The 18,058-nt window shown below is 67.3% G+C and carries 18 protein-coding genes; 13 read left to right on the top strand and 5 right to left on the bottom strand.

Features of this window, described 5'->3' with window-relative positions; genetic code table 11:
• The first annotated feature begins 122 nt into the window (after positions 1 to 122).
• The 7 genes from radC (at position 123) to J2X58_RS13085 (ending at position 6,750) form a co-directional block, all read left to right on the top strand.
• The gene (gene radC, locus J2X58_RS13055) at positions 123 to 878 is read left to right on the top strand and encodes a DNA repair protein RadC (RefSeq protein ID WP_310048687.1); all 756 of its coding nucleotides are present in this window, start codon (positions 123 to 125) and stop codon (positions 876 to 878) included.
• 448 nt (positions 879 to 1,326) lie between these two features.
• A complete protein-coding gene (gene argS, locus J2X58_RS13060; protein WP_310048688.1) occupies positions 1,327 to 3,015 on the top strand; it encodes an arginine--tRNA ligase in 1,689 nt (562 codons plus the stop codon).
• Complete coding sequence (locus J2X58_RS13065) at positions 3,016 to 3,765, top strand: SPOR domain-containing protein (protein ID WP_310048689.1); 750 nt, start codon at positions 3,016 to 3,018, stop codon at positions 3,763 to 3,765.
• A gap of 177 nt (positions 3,766 to 3,942) precedes the next feature.
• Complete coding sequence (locus J2X58_RS13070; RefSeq protein WP_310048690.1) at positions 3,943 to 4,455, top strand: hypothetical protein; 513 nt, start codon at positions 3,943 to 3,945, stop codon at positions 4,453 to 4,455.
• Between the two features lie 123 nt (positions 4,456 to 4,578).
• The gene (locus J2X58_RS13075) at positions 4,579 to 5,187 is read left to right on the top strand and encodes a hypothetical protein (protein ID WP_310048691.1); all 609 of its coding nucleotides are present in this window, start codon (positions 4,579 to 4,581) and stop codon (positions 5,185 to 5,187) included.
• Between the two features lie 171 nt (positions 5,188 to 5,358).
• Entirely contained in the window at positions 5,359 to 5,970 is a 612-nt protein-coding gene (locus J2X58_RS13080) for a hypothetical protein (protein WP_310048692.1), read from the top strand.
• A 171-nt stretch (positions 5,971 to 6,141) separates the two neighbouring features.
• Positions 6,142 to 6,750 carry a hypothetical protein gene (locus J2X58_RS13085; RefSeq protein ID WP_310048694.1) on the top strand — a complete coding sequence of 203 codons (609 nt, stop codon included), beginning with the start codon at positions 6,142 to 6,144 and terminating at the stop codon, positions 6,748 to 6,750.
• A 48-nt stretch (positions 6,751 to 6,798) separates the two neighbouring features.
• Here the strand turns inward: J2X58_RS13085 and J2X58_RS13090 are convergent, their stop codons facing one another.
• Both J2X58_RS13090 and speA read right to left on the bottom strand, forming a co-directional pair.
• Complete coding sequence (locus tag J2X58_RS13090) at positions 6,799 to 7,659, bottom strand: NAD(P)-dependent oxidoreductase (RefSeq protein ID WP_310048696.1); 861 nt, start codon at positions 7,657 to 7,659, stop codon at positions 6,799 to 6,801.
• A 60-nt stretch (positions 7,660 to 7,719) separates the two neighbouring features.
• Entirely contained in the window at positions 7,720 to 9,609 is a 1,890-nt protein-coding gene (gene speA, locus J2X58_RS13095; RefSeq protein WP_090174876.1) for an arginine decarboxylase, read from the bottom strand.
• Positions 9,610 to 9,925: 316 nt separating this feature from the next.
• Here speA and speE point away from each other — a divergent pair, with 316 nt between their 5' ends.
• The gene (gene speE / locus J2X58_RS13100; protein ID WP_090058416.1) at positions 9,926 to 10,780 is read left to right on the top strand and encodes a polyamine aminopropyltransferase; all 855 of its coding nucleotides are present in this window, start codon (positions 9,926 to 9,928) and stop codon (positions 10,778 to 10,780) included.
• Positions 10,781 to 10,828: 48 nt separating this feature from the next.
• Here the strand turns inward: speE and J2X58_RS13105 are convergent, their stop codons facing one another.
• Positions 10,829 to 11,860 (bottom strand): hypothetical protein, encoded by a 1,032-nt coding sequence (locus J2X58_RS13105; RefSeq protein WP_310048698.1) that lies wholly within the window; start codon positions 11,858 to 11,860, stop codon positions 10,829 to 10,831.
• A gap of 175 nt (positions 11,861 to 12,035) precedes the next feature.
• On the opposite strand from J2X58_RS13105, the gene J2X58_RS13110 reads away from it, so the two are divergent.
• The 5 genes from J2X58_RS13110 to J2X58_RS13130 all read left to right on the top strand — a co-directional run bounded on the left by J2X58_RS13110 (position 12,036) and on the right by J2X58_RS13130 (position 16,027).
• A complete protein-coding gene (locus J2X58_RS13110) occupies positions 12,036 to 12,233 on the top strand; it encodes an antitermination protein NusB (RefSeq protein WP_090058410.1) in 198 nt (65 codons plus the stop codon).
• Positions 12,234 to 12,294: 61 nt separating this feature from the next.
• A complete protein-coding gene (locus J2X58_RS13115) occupies positions 12,295 to 12,927 on the top strand; it encodes a ParA family protein (protein WP_090058409.1) in 633 nt (210 codons plus the stop codon).
• A gap of 63 nt (positions 12,928 to 12,990) precedes the next feature.
• Positions 12,991 to 13,464 (top strand): histidine phosphatase family protein, encoded by a 474-nt coding sequence (locus J2X58_RS13120; protein ID WP_310048700.1) that lies wholly within the window; start codon positions 12,991 to 12,993, stop codon positions 13,462 to 13,464.
• 9 nt (positions 13,465 to 13,473) lie between these two features.
• Positions 13,474 to 14,028: a YceI family protein gene (locus tag J2X58_RS13125; RefSeq protein WP_090058405.1), complete on the top strand. Its 555-nt coding sequence runs from the start codon at positions 13,474 to 13,476 to the stop codon at positions 14,026 to 14,028.
• Positions 14,029 to 14,086: 58 nt separating this feature from the next.
• Positions 14,087 to 16,027 carry a phospholipase D family protein gene (locus J2X58_RS13130; protein WP_310048703.1) on the top strand — a complete coding sequence of 647 codons (1,941 nt, stop codon included), beginning with the start codon at positions 14,087 to 14,089 and terminating at the stop codon, positions 16,025 to 16,027.
• Positions 16,028 to 16,052: 25 nt separating this feature from the next.
• On the opposite strand, the gene J2X58_RS13135 is transcribed toward J2X58_RS13130, so the two are convergent.
• Both J2X58_RS13135 and J2X58_RS13140 read right to left on the bottom strand, forming a co-directional pair.
• On the bottom strand, positions 16,053 to 16,598 hold the full coding sequence (locus tag J2X58_RS13135) for a TonB family protein (protein ID WP_310048704.1): 546 nt from the start codon (positions 16,596 to 16,598) through the stop codon (positions 16,053 to 16,055).
• A gap of 45 nt (positions 16,599 to 16,643) precedes the next feature.
• Positions 16,644 to 17,930, bottom strand: a complete 1,287-nt coding sequence (locus J2X58_RS13140) for an acetyl-CoA C-acetyltransferase (protein ID WP_090174881.1) — start codon at positions 17,928 to 17,930, stop codon at positions 16,644 to 16,646.
• Positions 17,931 to 18,058: the final 128 nt, after the last annotated feature.

Here is an 18,058-nt window from a genome sequence, read left to right on the forward strand (position 1 = left end):
GGATTTCCACCATCGCACTTCCGGAGCGATTTTTCAGAATCGTTCTATCGCCACATCGCGATCGCAACCCTACCTTGTACATCGTGCCGCAACCCCCGTGCGGCCCTCATCGAAGGGAAGCCATGAAGTCGCCCACGAACCCGCCCTCCACGGTCCGCGATGCCACCGTGCCACCCGTCGCGTATCGCCAGCCGCCGATCCGGCAATGGGCCGCCAACGACCGGCCGCGGGAACGGCTGTACGCGCACGGTGCGGCGGCGCTGTCCGACGCCGAGCTGCTGGCCGTTCTGATCGGCAACGGCACGGCGGGCTGCGACGCCGTCGCGACGGGCCGCGCCCTGCTTTCCCGCGCGGGTAGCCTCGGCCGCCTCCTCGCCGAGCCGGACCACCTGCCGCCCGTGCCGGGCATCGGACCGGTGAAGCGGGCGCGGCTGGTCGCCGCCCTGGAGCTGGCGCGTCGCGCCCTGGGCGAAGGACTGACCGACCTGCCCCGCATCGAGAGCCCGCGCGACAGTGCGCAGTACCTGCAGGCGCGACTGAGTCACCTGTCGCACGAGGTGTTCGCCTGCCTCTTCCTGGACACCAGGCATCGGGTCCTCGCGTACGAGGAACTGTTCCGCGGCACCATCGACGGTGCCAGCGTCTATCCCCGCGAGGTGGTACGCGCATGCCTGCGCCATCACGCCAGCGCGGTCATCCTCGCCCACAACCACCCCTCGGGCGTCCCGGAGCCCAGCCGGGCCGACCGCGACATCACGCAGGTCCTGGTCGACGCACTCGCCCTGATGGACATTCGCGTGCTCGATCACATCGTGGTGGGACGGGGCGAACCCGTTTCCATGGCGGAGCGGGGCCTGCTGCTGGCCAGGAGCCGCTGAGCGACCAAAAAAAGACGGCGCGAGTGCCGCTCGCGCCGTCTGGGGGGGTCACCTTTCGAGGGAGGGGTGGGCGACCGTCGTGCCGTTGGGCCGGGGAGACACCGGGCACGAGGAACATTGTGACGATGAGGGATGACAGCGCCGTGACGTGCCGCTTTCGCGCCTGCTTCGCCACTGCGCCGCCGAAGTTATGCACATGGGCGCTTTTTCCCACTTGGCCGTCACAGTTGTTGTCCCGGCGCAAGTCAGGATTGCAATGCATTGATTTAAATGATTTTCATGTGTTGCAGGGTCGTGTCACGATGCGTACCTGCCTGTCGCCGCCCCGGCGGCTCCGTCTTGCCCACAGAGTTATCCACAGGCTGTGGATGGACGGGCTCCCCCGGCCGGCCGACGGCCGCGCGCCATCTGATAGGATTGCCGGTTCCATATCCGCGTCGCCCATCCCGTGAAACAAGAGCTGAAACAACTCGTCCTGCAGGCCATCGGCGCATTGCGGGAGTCCGGCAAACTGCCGTCCGACTTCGTGGCCCCGGATTTCGTGATCGAACGGACCCGCAACCGCGAGCACGGCGATTTCGCGACCAACGCGGCGATGATGATGGCCAAGTCCGCCGGCCGGAAGCCGCGCGACATCGCGACCGATCTCGTCGAGGCCATGCCGGCCTCGGTCCGGGTGGGCAAGGTGGAGATCGCCGGACCGGGCTTCATCAATTTCTCGCTGGCGCCGGCCGCGTTCCACGCGGAGATCGAGCGCGCCCTCGCGGAAGCCGACCGGTACGGCCGCAATCGCGATGGCGCCGGCCGCACCGCGGGCGTGGAGTTCGTGTCGGCCAACCCGACGGGCCCGCTGCACGTCGGCCACGGCCGCGCGGCGGCCATCGGTGACAGCATCGCGCGTCTTCTCGATGCGGCGGGCTGGAAAGTGTTCCGCGAGTTCTACTACAACGACGCCGGTGTCCAGATCGCCAACCTGGCGCTTTCCACGCAGGCCCGCGCCCGGGGCATCGCCCCGGACGAAGCGGGCTGGCCGGAATCCGGCTACCGTGGCGACTACATCGCCGACGTGGCGCGTGCCTTCCTGGCCGGCGAATCGGTCGAGGCCGACGGCGAAACCGTCGTCGCCACCGGCGATGCCGACAACCTGGACGACGTACGCCGCTTCGCCGTCGCTTACCTGCGCCACGAGCAGGACCTCGACCTCAAGGCCTTCGGCGTCGGCTTCGACGTCTACTACCTCGAGTCGTCGCTGTATGGCGAAGGCAAGGTCGACGAGACCGTTCGCGAACTCGTCGCCCACGGTCACACCTACGAGGAAGGCGGCGCGCTATGGCTGCGCTCGACGGACTTCGGTGACGACAAGGACCGCGTCATGCGCAAGTCCGACGGCACGTTCACCTACTTCCTTCCCGACGTGGCCTACCACCGCACCAAGTGGCAGCGCGGCTACGAGCGCGCCATCACCGAGCTGGGCTCCGACCACCACGGTTCGCTCGCCCGCGTGAAGGCCGGCCTTCAGGCGCTGGACACCGGGATTCCGAAGAACTGGCCCGAGTACGTGCTGCACCAGATGGTCACGGTGATGCGCGGCGGCGAGGAGGTGAAGATCTCCAAGCGCGCCGGCTCCTACGTCACGCTGCGCGACCTCATCGACGAGGCCGGCCGCGACGCCACGCGTTATTTCCTGATCGCGCGCAAGGCCGATTCGCAGCTGGTGTTCGACATCGACCTCGCCCGCTCGCAGAGCAACGACAACCCCGTCTACTACATCCAGTACGCCCACGCCCGCGCCAGCCGCGTGTTCCGCGAACTCGCGGAGCGCGGCCTCGCGACCGATCGCGGCAACGGGATCGCGAAGCTTGGCCGTCTCGACACGGAGCACGAGTCAATCCTGATGGTCGAGCTCTCGCGCTACCCCGAGATCGTGGAGTCCGCCGCGGCGAACCTGGAACCGCACCTGATCGCGCAGTACCTGCGCGAACTCGCGGGCGCGCTGCACAGCTACTATCACGAGCACAAATGGATCGTCGACGACGCCGATCTGCGTGACGCACGCCTCGCGCTGGTGGCCGCCACGCAGCAGGTGCTCAGGAACGGTCTGGATCTGCTGGGCATTTCCGCCCCGGAGAGCATGTAAATGGCAACACGCAAGAAGGGCAAGGGCCGCCAGGCCGTCCGCAACGGCTCGAGCGGCATGCCAGGCTGGAGCTGGGCGCTGATCGGCATCCTCGCCGGCGCCCTGCTCATGGCCTTCGCGATGCGCGGCACGTGGATGCCGATGATGCGCCAGCACCAGGGCCCGGAACCGAACCCGCAGGCCACCGCGCAGAAGGGCAGCGATCCGGGCGTCGTCGACCAGGCCGAGGCGGAGAAGCCGAAGAAGCCCTCGTACGATTTCTATTCGGTGCTCTCCGAGAAAGAGGTCCGCATTCCCGACGCCGAGATCCGGGCGCAGGCGAGTGCCGAAGCGCAGCAGAAGCAGCAGCAACAGGCCGCGCAGGCGCAGGCACAGGCCGCGGCGGCGCAACAGGCACAGGCGCAGGCGCAGCAGCAGGCGCAGACGACCGCCGCCGCGACGAACCTGCCGAAGGCGACGACGCAGACGGTGACCGCGACGCCGGCGCAGCCGGCACCGGCCACGGCGTCGGGCAGCTCCGGGTACCTGCTCCAGGTGGGCGCGTTCCCGAGCGCGGCGGATGCCGAGGCTCTCAAGGCAAAGCTCGCGCTGCAGGGTTTCGTGGCCAACGTTCAGTCGGTCAAGGTCGGTGCGCAGACCTACAACCGTGTCCGCCTCGGCCCCTTCAAGTCGGCCACCGATCTGGAGAGCACGAAACAGCGTCTGCAGTCCGCCGGCATCAGCGCCATCGCCCTGAAAGAAGGCAGCTGATCCGGCGCGGCCCGCCCGACGAAAAGACCGCCCTCGTGGCGGTCTTTTTTTTGCAAGGAACGGCGCGCGGTTGCCGCTTTCGTGCCCGTTGACGCCAGTGGGATCCCGGCGTAGACCTGCACGAACCGATGGGTATCCAGGGAGGACACCCGCGGTTGCCAAGCTCAAGGAGGAGTCATGCGCAACGCCAGAACGAAAGGGGCCGGCCGCCTCATCGATACGCTCGCCACGCGGCTCGAAACGCGCCATCGGAGCGAATGGGGATTTTCATGTACCGTCAACGACGTGTTCGTGATGAGTGCCGTCGCGCGTGCTGAAGAGGATCTGCACCCGTTGACGGGCGATCGCTTCTTCATGGTGGACGACGCATGGACCGAACGTTCCGCGCTGATCCAGTTGCTGGCGTTCCCCGCCGCCGGCCATGCTCACGCGGCGAGCGGCCGATACGACATTGGCCTGTCGGAAGAGCCCGGGAGCGGCTTAGCCGTTTACTTCGAAGAATCGCCGTCGGGGTTCAACCGGTTTCTCCCGACCGGCGGCTGGATCGAGTTGGCGTTCGCCGCCGACCGCACGAGCGTCGAGGGCACGTTCGAGTTCGACGCCACGAACGACACCGAGGGCAATCGATTTATCCGCCGCGGCAAGTTCTTCCTCCCCTACGCCGATCTCCCGGACCCCAACGCGCCCTAGCGCGAACCTGTGCGTCGCTTCACGACGTGTAAGTCGACGGATTTTTCAGACAAGTCTGATTCTTTCCGGGGTGTGGGCCGGGCAGCATGCGAGGCGCGTCCTGACACACACCACGGAGTTTTCATGCACCCATCGTTCCGCTCGTGCCTGTCGCGGGCCGTCCTTCTTTCCGCTCTTTCCAGCACCGCGTTCGCCATGCCGGCGATGGCCGACGACGCCACGATGTCCATCAAGGACTTCGCCACCCGGACCCTCGAGGCGTCGGCTCTCGGCGCCCGGTCCGACGGGATCATGACGGCGTCGGTCAATGGCGGCCTTCTCATGGAGCGGCAGGCATATATGAGGGAGCTGACCTGGCAGGGCACGCCGTTTTCGACGCTTTACGGAACAGACAACGGGAAGGGAGGCTCGATAACCATTGGCGTCATCCCACGACGCGGCGAGCTGCACGCCGTCAGCGGCCGGTATGAGCTCGGCGTTCCGGAAGGCCCTGGCACCGCTTTCGCCACCTACAGAGAGTGGATTCCCGCGCCGCCCGGATTCACCGGTTTCACGTCCTTCGACATCAAGGAAGGCTGGGTCGACGTACATTTCAGTCCCGACCGGACGCGCGTGGACGTGACCTTCGAATTCGTCGCGCGGGGCGGCGAGCTCGGTACCCGCGTGGTGAAGAGCGGCCGTTTCTCCGGCCCGAACTACGACCTTCCGCCGCAAGACGTGCGGACGCCTTAATCGAATTTCAGCGAGGATCGCCCGACCATAAGACCGCCCTCGTGGCGGTCTTCTCTTTGGCCTGCACGCGCCACGCAAATCGTCGGATTTTTCAGAATGGTCTGATTCTTTTGTAGGTATGTCCCCGGCAGGATGCACAGCGCGTCCCGACACACACACCACGGAGGCTTCATGTACGGATCGTTCCGCTCGCGCCTGTCGCGCGCTGCTCTCTCTCTTGCCCTTTCCACCAGCACTTTCGCCATGCCGGCGATGGCCGACGACGCCACGTATTCCGTGAAGGACTACGCCACCCGAACCCTCGAGGCATCGGCTCTCAGCGTACAGGGCGACGGGGTCCTGAAGGCGTTGGTCAATGACAGCCTTCTTGTAGGACGCCAGGCGTATGCGATGGAGCTATGGTTTATGGGCCAAAGTTTCACGGCGTCTCGCGCAACTTACGACGGCAAGGGCGGTTATGTTCTCCTGGGCGTGGTTCCGCCACTCGGGGAGCCGCACGCCGTCAGCGGCCGATATCAGCTCGGCGTACCGGAAGGCCCTGGCACCGCTTTCGCCAGCTTCCTCGAGGACATTACCTCTCCGCCGGGATTCACTGGTGGTATGAGGAGCTTCGACATCAAGGAGGGCTGGGTCGACGTGCAGTTCAGCCCGGACCGGACACACGTGGACATGACGTTCGAGTTCGTCGCGTTCGATGACGAACTCGGTACCCGCGTGGTGAAGAGCGGCAGTTTCTCCGGCCCGAACTACGACCTTCCGCCGCAAGACGTGCGGACGCCTTAACCGAATTTCTGCGAGGGTCGCCCGACCAGAAGACCGCCCTCGTGGCGGTCTTCTCTTTGGGCTGCACGCGGCACGCGAATCGTCGGATTTTTCAGAATGGTCTGATTTTTTCGTAGGTATGTACCCGGCAGGATACACAGCGCGTCCCGACACACACACCACGGAGGCTTCATGTACGGATCGTTCCGCTCGCGCCTGTCGCGCGCTGCTCTCTCTCTTGCCCTTTCCACTGGCGCTTTCGCTATGCCGGCGATGGCCGACAACCCCACGTACTCCATCCAAGAGTTCGCCAACCGGACCTTCGAGACGACGACTCTCAGCTCCCGGTCCGACGGGGTCCTGAAGGCATTGGTCAATGGCAACCTTCTTGTAGGACGACAGGGATATTTCGTTGAGCAGTACTGGTTGGGCCAGCCGTTTTCGGGGCTCTTCGCAACGTACGACGGGAAGGGCGGTTATGTAACCCTGGGCGTCGTTCCACCCGTCGGGGAGCCACACGCCGTCAGCGGGCGGTATCAGCTAGGCGGGCCGGAAGGCCCTGGCACCGCTTTCGCTACCTTTTCCGAGAACATCCCCGCTCCGCCCGGGTACATTGGTGTCAGGGCCTTCGACACGCAAGAAGGCTGGGTCGACGTGCAGTTCAGCCCGGACCGGACACACGTGGACGTGACGTTCGAGTTCGTCGCGTTCGATGACGAACTCGGTACCCGCGTGGTGAAGAGCGGCAGTTTCTCCGGACCGAACTACGACGTCCCGCCGCGGGAGGCGTCGACGCCGTAACCGCAGTCCCCTCGCGTGCGCCGGCGACAGCCCGGCGCACGCGTCATGTCAGGATGCGCGCTTCAGGCGGATGAGCGCCGAGATGTCGTCGTCGCCATAGCCCTGCGACATCAGCTCGGCGAAATCGGCCAGCGACTGCTCGATGATCGTGCGATCCGTGCCCGCGTCGGTGGCGATGCCACGGACGATGCCGAGATCCTTGTGCAACAGCGCCAGTTTGAAGCCCACCGAGAACTCGTTGCGCAGCATCGTGGCGCCGCGCTTGTCGAGGAACCAGTTGCCCGCGGCACCCGCGGCGAGCGTCGGGATCAGACGGTCGGCATCGAGACCCAGCGCCTCACCCAGCGCCAGACCCTCCGTGACCGCATGGGCGATACCCGCGACCAGCACCTGATTCACGGCTTTCGTCGCCTGGCCGCTGCCGACCTTGCCCATGTGCGTGATGCGCGCACCGTAGGCCTCGAGCACCGGTCGTGCGCGGTCGAGCACATCGGCGTCGCCGCCGACCATCACCGACAGCTTTCCGTTCTTCGCGCCTTCGACACCACCGGAAACCGGTGCGTCGAGAAACGAGCCGCCCGCCTCGGCGATCAGGCGTGCCGCTTTCGTCGCGGTGGCTGGCGCGACGGTCGAATGGTCGATCACGATGGCGCCGGCCTTCAGCGAAGAAGCCAATGCTTCGACGACGCCGATGACGTCGGCATCCGCGCTGACACACAGCGCGATCACGTCGCAGGACGCCGCGATCTCCGCCAGCGAAGGCGCGGCGACGCCGAGCTCGCCCGCCAGGGCATCGGCCCGGGCCTGTGTGCGATTGCCCACGGCGGCCAGCAGGCCCTTCGCGTGGAGGTGACCGGCCATGGGCGCGCCCATCGCGCCGAGTCCGATGAAAGCTGCCTTGAGGGTCATGGTGGTGCCTGGAAGAAAGAGGAAACGCGGTGCGGCGCGCGGCGGCGCCGCACCGTCCGGTCAGCGGCCCGCGGTTTCCGCGAGGTAGGTGTATCCGGTGAGGCCCTTGTCGAGCGCGGCGGCCAGGGTCTCGGCCTCCGTGCCCGCGATGCCGGCGGCCGCGAGGCGATCCGCATACGACTGGCGCAGCGCCTTGAGGTCGTAGCCGACGTAGTCGAGCATCAGGTCCGTCGTGTCGCCGCGGCGAATATGCGCGAACGCGTACCCGTCGTCCGTCGCGCGCACGTTCACCGCATCGGTATCGCCGAACAGGTTGTGGATGTCGCCCAGCGTCTCCTGATACGCGCCGACCATGAAGATGCCTAGCCGGTACGACTCGTCGTCCTTCAGATCATGCAGCGGCAGGCTGACGTCGACGCCCTCGGCGTCGACGTAGTGATCGATGCGGCCATCGGAATCGCAGGTGAGGTCAGCGATGACGCCGCGGCGCGTCGGCTCTTCGTCGAGGCGCGAGATCGGCACGATCGGGAAGATCTGGTCGATGGCCCAGATGTCCGGCACCGACTCGAACACGGAGAAGTTCACGAAGTACTTGTCGACCAGCTTTTCGTCGAGATCGTCCAGCGCCTGCCGATGCGCCCGCTCGGCGGGCAGCAGGCGCGGGCGCACGGCGTTGGCGATGGCGTAGAACAGCTCGTCGAGGCGGGCGCGGTCGCGCAGGTCGAGCTGCCCCAGCGCGTACAGCGCCTGGCCTTCGGCGAAGTGGTGCTGGGCCTCGTGGAACAGCTCCAGCGCCGGACGATGGTCGAGCTCCGCGTGCGTCTCGCGCAGGTGGCGCAACACCGCCGGCTCGCCCGCGCGCTCGGCCGGAATCGCGCCCTGCGGCACCGGCTCGACTTCGCTGACGTTGACGACCATCACGGCGTGGTGCGCGGTCATCGCGCGGCCGGATTCGGTGAAGATGACCGGCGCCTTCATGCCGTGCTCGGCCACCGCCTCGGCGAGCGGCTGCACGATGCTGGCGGCGTACTGGCCGAGGCTGTAGTTGATGGAGTTGTAGCTGCGCGACCGCGTGCCTTCGTAGTCGACGCCGAGGCCACCGCCCACGTCGACGACCTCGATGGGCACGCCCAGGCGGTGCAGCTCGATGAAGTAGCGCACGGCCTCGCGCATGCCCGCGGCGATGTCGCGCACGTTGGAGATCTGCGAGCCCATGTGGAAATGCTGCAGCTTCAGCGTGTGCTTCAGACCGGCCGCTTCGAGGCGCTCGATCAGCTCCAGCACCTGGCCCGGGCTCAGTCCGAACTTGCCCTTGTCGCCGCCGGTGTTCTGCCATTTGCCGGCGCCGATCGACGCCAGACGCACGCGCACGCCGAGCAGCGGCTCGACGTCCAGCGCCTTCGCTTCGGCGAACACGTGGTCGAGCTCGGAAAGCTTCTCGATGACGATGTGCACGCGCAGGCCGAGCTTGAGGCCGATCAGCGCGAGGCGGACGTATTCGCGATCCTTGTAGCCGTTGCACACGACCATGCTGCCCGGGCGCGCGTGCGCCAGCACGGCCATCAGTTCCGGCTTCGAACCGGCCTCGAGGCCGAAGCCCTGCTCCCCGGCGGCGACCAGCTCGCTGACGACGCCGCGCTGCTGATTCACCTTGATGGGATAGATGGCCGTGTACGTGCCGGCGTAGTCGGCATCGTCGATCGCCTTGGCGAAGGCCTGCTGGAGGCGCGCGAGGCGGTCGGCGAGGATGTCCGGGAAACGCACGAGCAGCGGCAGGCGCAGGCCCTCGCGGGTGGCCGCGTCGACGATCGCCGGCAGGTCGAGGGCAGGCCCCCCGTTACCGCGCGGGCGGATCGTCAGGTGGCCATCGCCGGCGACGTCGACGTAGCCGTCGCTCCAATGGGGGATCGCGTAGGTCAGCTTCGCGCGATCGGTGGTCCAGTTCGTCATGGCTGTGACGATCTCCAAGTGATTGTGTCGTGTCCCCATGGGGGGCGCGGAACAGTCGCAGCGGCGAACCTTGACCTGAAGCGGGCCTGGCGGCCGGGAGCCTCGCACGCCGCGGGGCCGACCAGACTTGGTGCTGCGCGCCCCGGACGGGGCGGCAGGCCGCCTATTGTAGCGGCCGCTCGTGACAGGGGGGTAACCCGCCCGGCGCCGGGTCGGAATGAGCCTACAGGCCAGCCCGGGCGAGGACGTGGCCGCACGGCGCCCCGGAGCCGGTACAATGCCCGGTTAGCCCCCTACCCGTTTTCAGGAAAGCGTCATGTCGCAGCAGCTCAGCTGGTTCACCGAAGCCCACCAGGCCTCGGGCTCTTCCATCGGTTTCCGCGTCGAGCGCCTGTTGCACGCCGAGAAGACCCCGTTCCAGACCATCGAGATCTACCAGACCACGGACTGGGGCAATCTCATGGTGATCGACGGATGCGTCATGCTGACGAGCCGCGACAACTTCCTGTACCACGAGATGATGACCCACCCGGCGCTGTTCACCCATGCGCGCGCCAAGCGCGTGGTGATCATCGGCGGCGGCGACTGCGGCACGCTGCGCGAAGTGCTCAAGCACGAGGAAGTCGAAAAGGCCACGCAGGTCGAGATCGACGAGCGCGTCACGCGCCTCGCCGAGCAGTACTTCCCGGAGCTGTGCGATGCGAACGGCGACCCGCGCGCCGAGCTGCTCTTCATCGACGGCATCAAGTACATGGCCGAGGCCGAGCCGGAGTCCATCGACCTCATCATCGTCGACTCCACCGACCCGGTGGGCCCGGCGGAAGGCCTGTTCAACGCCGCGTTCTACGCGAGCTGCTACAAGGCCCTGCGCCACGGCGGCATCCTCGTGCAGCAGTCCGAATCGCCGCTGGCGCACATCGAGCTGATCAAGGCCATGCGTTCGGCCATGCGCACCTCGGGCTTCAAGGCGGTGCGCACCCTGCCGTTCCCGCAGCCGTGCTACCCCACCGGCTGGTGGAGCTGCACCATGGCGCGCAAGGACGGCGATCTGTCGGGCTTCCGCGAGCGCGGCGCGATCAGCAAGAACTTCGCCACGAAGTACTACAACGCCGACGTCCACAAGGGCGCGCTGGCGCAGCCGGAGTTCATGCGCGAGCAACTGGGCGACTGAAACCCGGGCTCTCCTGCGAAAAAAAGGCGCCCCATGGGCGCCTTTTTTTTATTTCTCCAGCTTCGCCGGCTCCCATCCGGCGGGTGCTTCCGGCGGAAGGCCGTAGGCGCGGAGCGAGGCGAGGATGACGCTCATCTCCGTGCCGCCGGTGCGCGCCAGAGACAGCAGCTTCTGCGCCGTGGCCTTGTCGCCCTGCGCCTGCACGTTCAGGCGCGCGAACTGCTGCATCTGCCAGACGAGATTGAGACGGGCGTTCTTCGCGCTCTGCTGGTCGGCCGCGTCGGGCGACAGCGTCTCGCGCAGGTGCAGACCGAGCGACCGGCCCAGCGGGCTGCTCCCCCACTCCAGCACCTTCGCGAGCTTCAGGCAGTCGGCGACCACGGAAGCATCGGACTTGTTGTCGTCGCAGTACTTCGCGGCGACCTGGAAGCCCGGCATCGGCTGCGCACTGGCGAGGCCGAAGACGAGCACCATCTGCACGCCCGCGGCGCCCGAACCCTGCAGGGCGTTGAACGTATCGGGCGGCGGCGGGAGCTGGCTCACGTGGTTGGCCAGGGCCTTGAGGCTCGCGCCGAGGTAATCGTCGTAGAGCTTCGCGCTGGCGGCCTTCGCGAGGTCCGTGCGAACGGCGTCGCTCGCTCCGTTGTGTTCGTCGATGCCGAGCTTCAGCAGCCAGAACGCCGCGTTGTCCGATGCCTTCGATTGCAGCGCCGTCACGGCCTCGGGGTTGGGGCAGTTACCCGCCCTGGCGTCGCAGTCGGCCAGCTGGGCCCATGCGACCTGAGGACCTGCGTCGGCGTTGCGCGAGGCGCGCTCGAGCAGCGAGTGATAGGTGAGCGTTTCCGGGACGCCCGACAGCGGCCGCGCGAGGAGCGCGGCGGCAAGCAGCGGCTCGGACTCGGTCCGCAGCGCCAGCACGCTGGCGAGGTCCTTCTGGAACTGCAGGAGGGACTTGCTCTGGTCCTTCGCGACCGGCCCCTTCGCGGGGTCCTTCGCGGCGCCCGGCCATGGCGTGGCTGCCAGGGTGGGCAGGGAAAGCAGGCCGGCCAGGGCCAGTGTCGCTACGCGGCGTCCCCGCATGGGCCATCTCCGTGACATAAAAGACGAGAGGATACGGTTCGACCATGAACGGAAGCTGCGCCGAACCGGCCCCATCTTGCACGAGATTGTTACTATCGAGGCCTGCACGGGGGGATTCCGGGCCGACACACGACCGACCGCAACACTCAATCCTGCGACAGAACAGGAGCTTATCGTGGATCAATTCGCCTTCCTCACCAGCGGGGGCGCTGGTTTCTTCGTCGGCTGGGGCACGCTCGCGCTGATCAATGCCGGCCTCGCCCAGGGAAAGAACCGCAGCGGCCTGCTGTGGTGGTTCCTCTCGCTCATCCTCGGTCCGATCGCCACCCTCATCCTCGTCGTGATGCCCAAGGTCCGCACGAAGATCTTCTGAGCTTGGACCCATGCCTGGGGGTGTGTAGATTAGGAACACTCCCCATGGCAGGTGCGCGCGGATGCTTACGACGCTCGTGGCAAGCAGCAAGGGCGGTTGCGGCAAGACGACGGTGGTGACCCAGCTGGCGACCCACTGGGCGCACGCGGGCAAGCACACGGCCATCGTCGATGCGGACCGGCAGCATTCCAGCCTGCGCTGGGCCCAGCGCCGTCCGGAGAACGCACCGGCGATCGCCGCCATCGAGGGCAGCCGCCGCGCCTTCGACCGCCTGCCGGGCGGCGTCGAGCGGGTCATCGTCGATACGCCCGCCGGCGTCGACGAGAAAGACCTCGAACCCTATATCGATCACGCGGACGTGATCCTCGTGCCCGTGCTGCCCTCGCACTTCGACCTCGACGCCACGCTCGATTTCCTCAAGGTGCTCAAGGGCATCGGCCGCGTGAAACGCGGCAAGCTCCCGGTCGGGCTCGTCGGCAATCGCCTGAAACCCTGGACCAACGCCAGCCAGTCCGCACTCGCGGAACTCGGCGAGCGTGCGCCGTTTCCCGTGGTCGCGGAACTTCGGGACTCCCAGGCGTACGTATTGCTCACGGCGCTCGGTAAGGGCATCTTCGACTATCACTCGGAAAACGTGCGCGGGCACCAGGACGACTGGGCGAAACTGCTTCGCTGGATCAAACGAAGCACCTGAAGTCGCAAGGGCAACGCGTCGGCAGTCACGCCACCACCGGTGGCATCGAGGAGGGCGACACCCATGCAAGAGCTCATCCTGTTACGCCACGCCGAAGCCGCGCCGCAAGGCAAGGACGGCAAGGACGACCGCGAGCGAAAACTCACGGAACACGGCCGCAACGAGGCCCGCGCCGCCGGCGAGTGGCTCGCCTCCCATCATGTCCGCTACGACCGCGTCCTGTGTTCACCCTCCGAACGCACGAAGGAGACCGCCGCCCTCGCCCTCGGCCAGGTTGAACCCGAATACGTGGACGGCATCTACGACGCCACCGTGGGCGACCTGTTCGAGCTGCTCGACCAGCAGCAGGGCGCCGAGCACGTGGTGCTCGTCGGTCACAATCCCGGCATCGAGCAACTGGTAGCCTTCCTCGTCGAGGGGCGCTCCGAAGATTACCGGGGCATGCCGCCAGGTGCGCTGGCGCGCCTCACGTTCCCCCATGGCCCGCTCGAACCCGGCAGAGCCAAGCTCGAGACCTTCTGGTCGCCACCGAACTGAGTTTTCTCCATGCGCCACCTGCTGTCGGCGTTCGTCGCGCTCCTGGCGACGACGCCCCTGTCCGCCGCCGACCTGCGCATCGACCCCGTGCGCTCACGCGCCGAATTCAGCGTGCGCCTCCTCTGGGTCAGCACGGTCACCGGAAGTTTCGACGGCATCCGTGGTGAGGTGACCATCGACCCGCCGACGCAGACGGCCGTCGTCAACGCGGACATCGACACCGAGAGCATCCGGATGGAGTCCGCCCGCCTGCGTCGCTGGGTCCTGGCCCCCGAGTTCTTCGACGCGGGTCACCACCCGCGCATCCACTTCGAATCCTCGCCCACCGCCCTGGAGGTCCTGAGCCAGGGCGGCAACGTGCAGGGCAGGCTGACCATCCGTGGCGTCACGCAGCCCGTGTCGTTCCGGCTGCAACCCACGCGGTGTCCCACCCACGGCATGGCGGGTTGCGTCCTCCAGCTGCAGGGGATGATCGATCGGACCGACTACGAGATGCGCGGGCGGCGCGGCGCGCTGTCCGACCGGGTCAGTCTGGGCATGGCGATCGTCCTGACGAATCCCTGAGACCGGGAACGCCGCGGAACTCACGTGGCGTTGTTGAGCGTCGCCTATCATCGCCGGCATGCGCCGCTTCCTTACGATCCTGCTCCTCGCCGCCACGCTCGCCAGTGGTGGCTGTTCCCTGTCCCGCGAGCGGATCCGCAAGGCCGACGCCGTGGTGACGCTGACCGTCGATCGCCAGGATGCCTGCCCGCCCTCCGACGCCACCCGTTGCGCCGTTCCCTCGCCGCTGATCGACGCGGCCATCGAGGCGAACGGCGCGTCCACGGCCGAGCGCCCCGTCCACGTGGCGACCCTGCTGGAGGACGGCGAGAGCGCGATGGCCGCGCGCATCAGCCTGATCCGCGCGGCGACGAAGACGATCGACGTGCAGACCTACATCTGGGAGCAGGACGACGCGGGCAAGCTGGTGCTCGACGAGCTGGTGCATGCCGCCCGGCGCGGCGTCGAAGTGCGGATCCTGGCGGACCAGCTGTTCTCGTTCCGCGACCCGGGCCTGCTCGCGCGGCTGGCGCGCGCCAGCGACCACATGCAGATCCGCCTCTACAACCCCACGTTCCAGAGCGCGCGCACGCCGCCCCTCGAGTTCGCGGCGGGCATCCTGTGTTGCTTCTACAAGTTCAACCAGCGCATGCACAACAAGCTGATCGTGGTGGACGACCTGATCGGCATCACGGGCGGGCGGAACTACGAAGACCGCTACTTCGACTGGGACGGCGCCTTCGACTACGTGGACCGAGACGTCATGGTCGGCGGACCGGCGGCCCGCGCGATGGGCGCCAGCTTCGACCAGTTCTGGAACCACAAGCGCTCCGTTCCGCTCACGCACCTCCGCGACGTGAACCGCGAGCTGATGGCCGACACCGACGATCCCCGGCATTGGGATCCGCCCACGTACGAACACCCCGAGCGCGTGAACCAGATGATCGCCGACGCGACGGACGCCGGCTGGATCGCCACCCGTCTGCAACGTGCCACGCTGCGTCTCAACCGCGTCGAATACCTCTCCGACCTGCCCGGCAAGACCGACGAGCCCAAGCGTCGCGAGGTCCGCGCCCTGACGCGGCACATCATCGGCCTGCTGCGCAACGCGAAGAGCGAAATCGTACTGCAGACGCCGTACCTGGTGATGAGCAAGCCGGCACAGAAGGTCTTCAGCGGCCTGCGCAAGCGCCCCGACCCTCCGCGCGTGGTCGTCTCCACGAACTCGCTCGCCTCGACGGACGCGTTCGCGGTCTACGCCCTGTCGTACAAGCATCGCAAGCGCTACCTCACCGACTACGGCTTCGAGATCTACGAAATGAAGCCGCACCCGGCGAACGGCGATCCCGATGCCCTCGAAGGACGATCCGTCAGCATCGACACGCCGCCCGTCGCCGTCGCGCACCAGGGCAGCGGCGGCGGGCGCGCGCGCCGTTCGGACCGTGCGGCCCAGGCCGCCGCCGGCACGCCGTCCGAGTCGTCGGGCTTCCTCGGGATGGGCAGCCGCGCCGGCCGCGGTCCGCGCAACCGCCCCGCTCCGCTGCTCACCGCCGGCGTACGTTTCGGCCTGCACGCGAAGTCGATCGTCGTGGACGACACCTTCGCCATGGTGGGCACGCACAACTTCGATCCGCGCTCCGACCACTACAACACCGAGTCGGGCGTGATCGTCTACGACAAGCGGTTCGCCGATCGCCTGCGCGATTCGATCCTCCAGGACACGCAGCCAGATAACGCGTGGGTGATTGCCCCTCGGCAGAAGACCATCCCCGTCCTGTCGTCGGTCAACGAGTTCATCGGCGACGTCTCGGAACGTCTGCCGTTCTTCGACCTGTGGCCGTTCCGCTACGCGACCAGCTACGAGATCAAGCCCGGCTGCATCCCCATGCGCTGGACCGACCCGAAGTTCTTCGAATGCTACGAGCCCGTCGGCGACTTCCCGGAAGTGGACGTGTCGCTGAAGCTGATCTACACGCGCATGATCACGGCCTTCGGCTCATCGGCCGCCGGCATCCTCTGATTTCCGAGGCCTGGTGCGGCCCCGATCAGTACCGCTGCGTCAGCTCGAAATTCACCGGCAGTTCCGCCGTGAAACGCTGCGGGCGGTCGTCGGAGGCCGCGAAACGCCAGCCGCGCACGGCCTCGCGCGCGGCCCGGTCGAGATCGTCGTCGCCCGACGAGCGGCCGATGGTGACGCTGGTGACGTCGCCGTCGGGAGTGACGGTGACGCTGAGGATCACCTTCCCCTCGCGCCGTGCGCGAAGCGCGGACATGGGGTAGCGCGGCGACGGCATGTAGACGGGCTCGAGCGGCGCCGACGCCGGCGGAGCTGCCGTGACGGGCCGTTCCGCACGGGGTGCGACACGCGACGCGACGCGTGCCGCCGGCGTCGCCTCCGCGGCTTTCGGGGGAGCGAACCGCGACACCGTCTTCGACACGAGCGCGGGAGCGGCCGTGGGCAGCGTCACCTCGGCGAGGCGGCGCGTCATCGGTGCGCGCTCATAGGTGAGCGCCGTCAGCCAGCTCGTGCCGGCGATGCCGATCACGAGGGCGAGTGCGCTCAGGGAGGTACTGGTACGTAGTGCGAGCATGAGCCTTGCAGGGGCGGCACCGGGGCACCGCCTTTTTTCGTCGAATCAGGGACGTTCGAGGATCGCCGTGACGCCCATGCCGCCGGCCGTGCAGATCGAGATCAGGCCGCGGCCCGACCCCTTCTGCTCGAGCATCTTCGCCAGCGTGGCGACGATGCGCGCGCCGGTCGCCGCGAACGGATGGCCGGACGCGAGACTGGAGCCGTTGACGTTGAGCTTCGCCGGATCGATCGATCCCAGCGGGGCATCGAGGCCCAGCCGGTTGCGGCAATAGTCTTCGCTCTCCCATGCACGTAGCGTGCACAGCACCTGCGCAGCGAAGGCCTCGTGGATCTCGTAGAAGTCGAAATCCTGCAGCGTGAGGCCCGCCTGCTTGAGCATGCGCGGCACGGCCACCGTCGGAGCCATGAGCAGGCCCTCGCCGTGGACGAAGTCCACCGCGGCGACCTGCGCGTGGGTGAGGTACGCCTGGATCGACAGGCCGCGCGAAGCCGCCCAGTCGTCGCTGGCGAGCAGCACCGCCGCCGCACCGTCGGAGAGGCCCGTGGAATTGCCGGCCGTGAGCGTGCCCTGCCCCGAGGTCTTGTCGAACGCCGGCTTCAGCGAGCCCAGCTTTTCGAGCGTGGAATCGGCGCGGAGGAACCCGTCGCGCTTCAGGCCGCGGAACGGCACCACCAGGTCGTCGAAGAAGCCGGCCTCGTAGGCCGCGCCGAGCTTGCGATGGCTGGCCAGCGCGAGTTCGTCCTGCTCCAGCCGGCCCACCTTCCACTCCTTGGCCATGAGCTCGCAGTGGTCGCCCATCGACTTGCCGGTGCGTGGTTCGGCCACGCCCGGGAACGAGGGCTTGAGCTCCTTCAGCGCGAAGCCACGCGTGGCGACCTGGAATTTCTCTTTCAGCGTCTTCGCGCGGTTCAGCGCCAGCAGGCGCTTACGAAGTTTCTGACCGTAGACGATGGGAACATCGCTCGTGGTATCCGAGCCGCCCGCGATGCCGGCGTCGATCTGACCCGTGGCGATCTTGTTGGCGATGAGGATCGCGTTGTCCAGCGAGGTGCCGCAGGCGCGCGCCGTCGTGATGCCCGGGGTGGTCGGGGCCAGCCCCGACGACAGGAGCGCCTCGCGAGCGAGGTTCCAGTCGGACGAGTGGCGGATGACCGCGCCCATGGCGACCTCGCCCAGTTCCACGCCGTGCAGGCCGAACTTCTCCACCAGCGACCCGAGAACCTTGACCGACATGCCGAAATTGCCGACATCGGCGTAGGCGGTGTTGTTGCGGCAGAAGGGAATGCGGACGCCGCCGACCACACCCACGCGCTTTTGCGTCTTATCCATGCTTGAAGAACGATCCAGACCGAGGGGTTTGCCCGCTGGCGGGCCCAAATGCGATGACGAAGGGATCGCGGACGCCGACGATCGCCGACGAACGCGTATCGGCAAGGCTAACCCGCATCCCCTCCGGG

The sequence above is a fragment of the Luteibacter sp. 3190 genome, from assembly GCF_031456385.1.
Taxonomy (GTDB): domain Bacteria; phylum Pseudomonadota; class Gammaproteobacteria; order Xanthomonadales; family Rhodanobacteraceae; genus Luteibacter.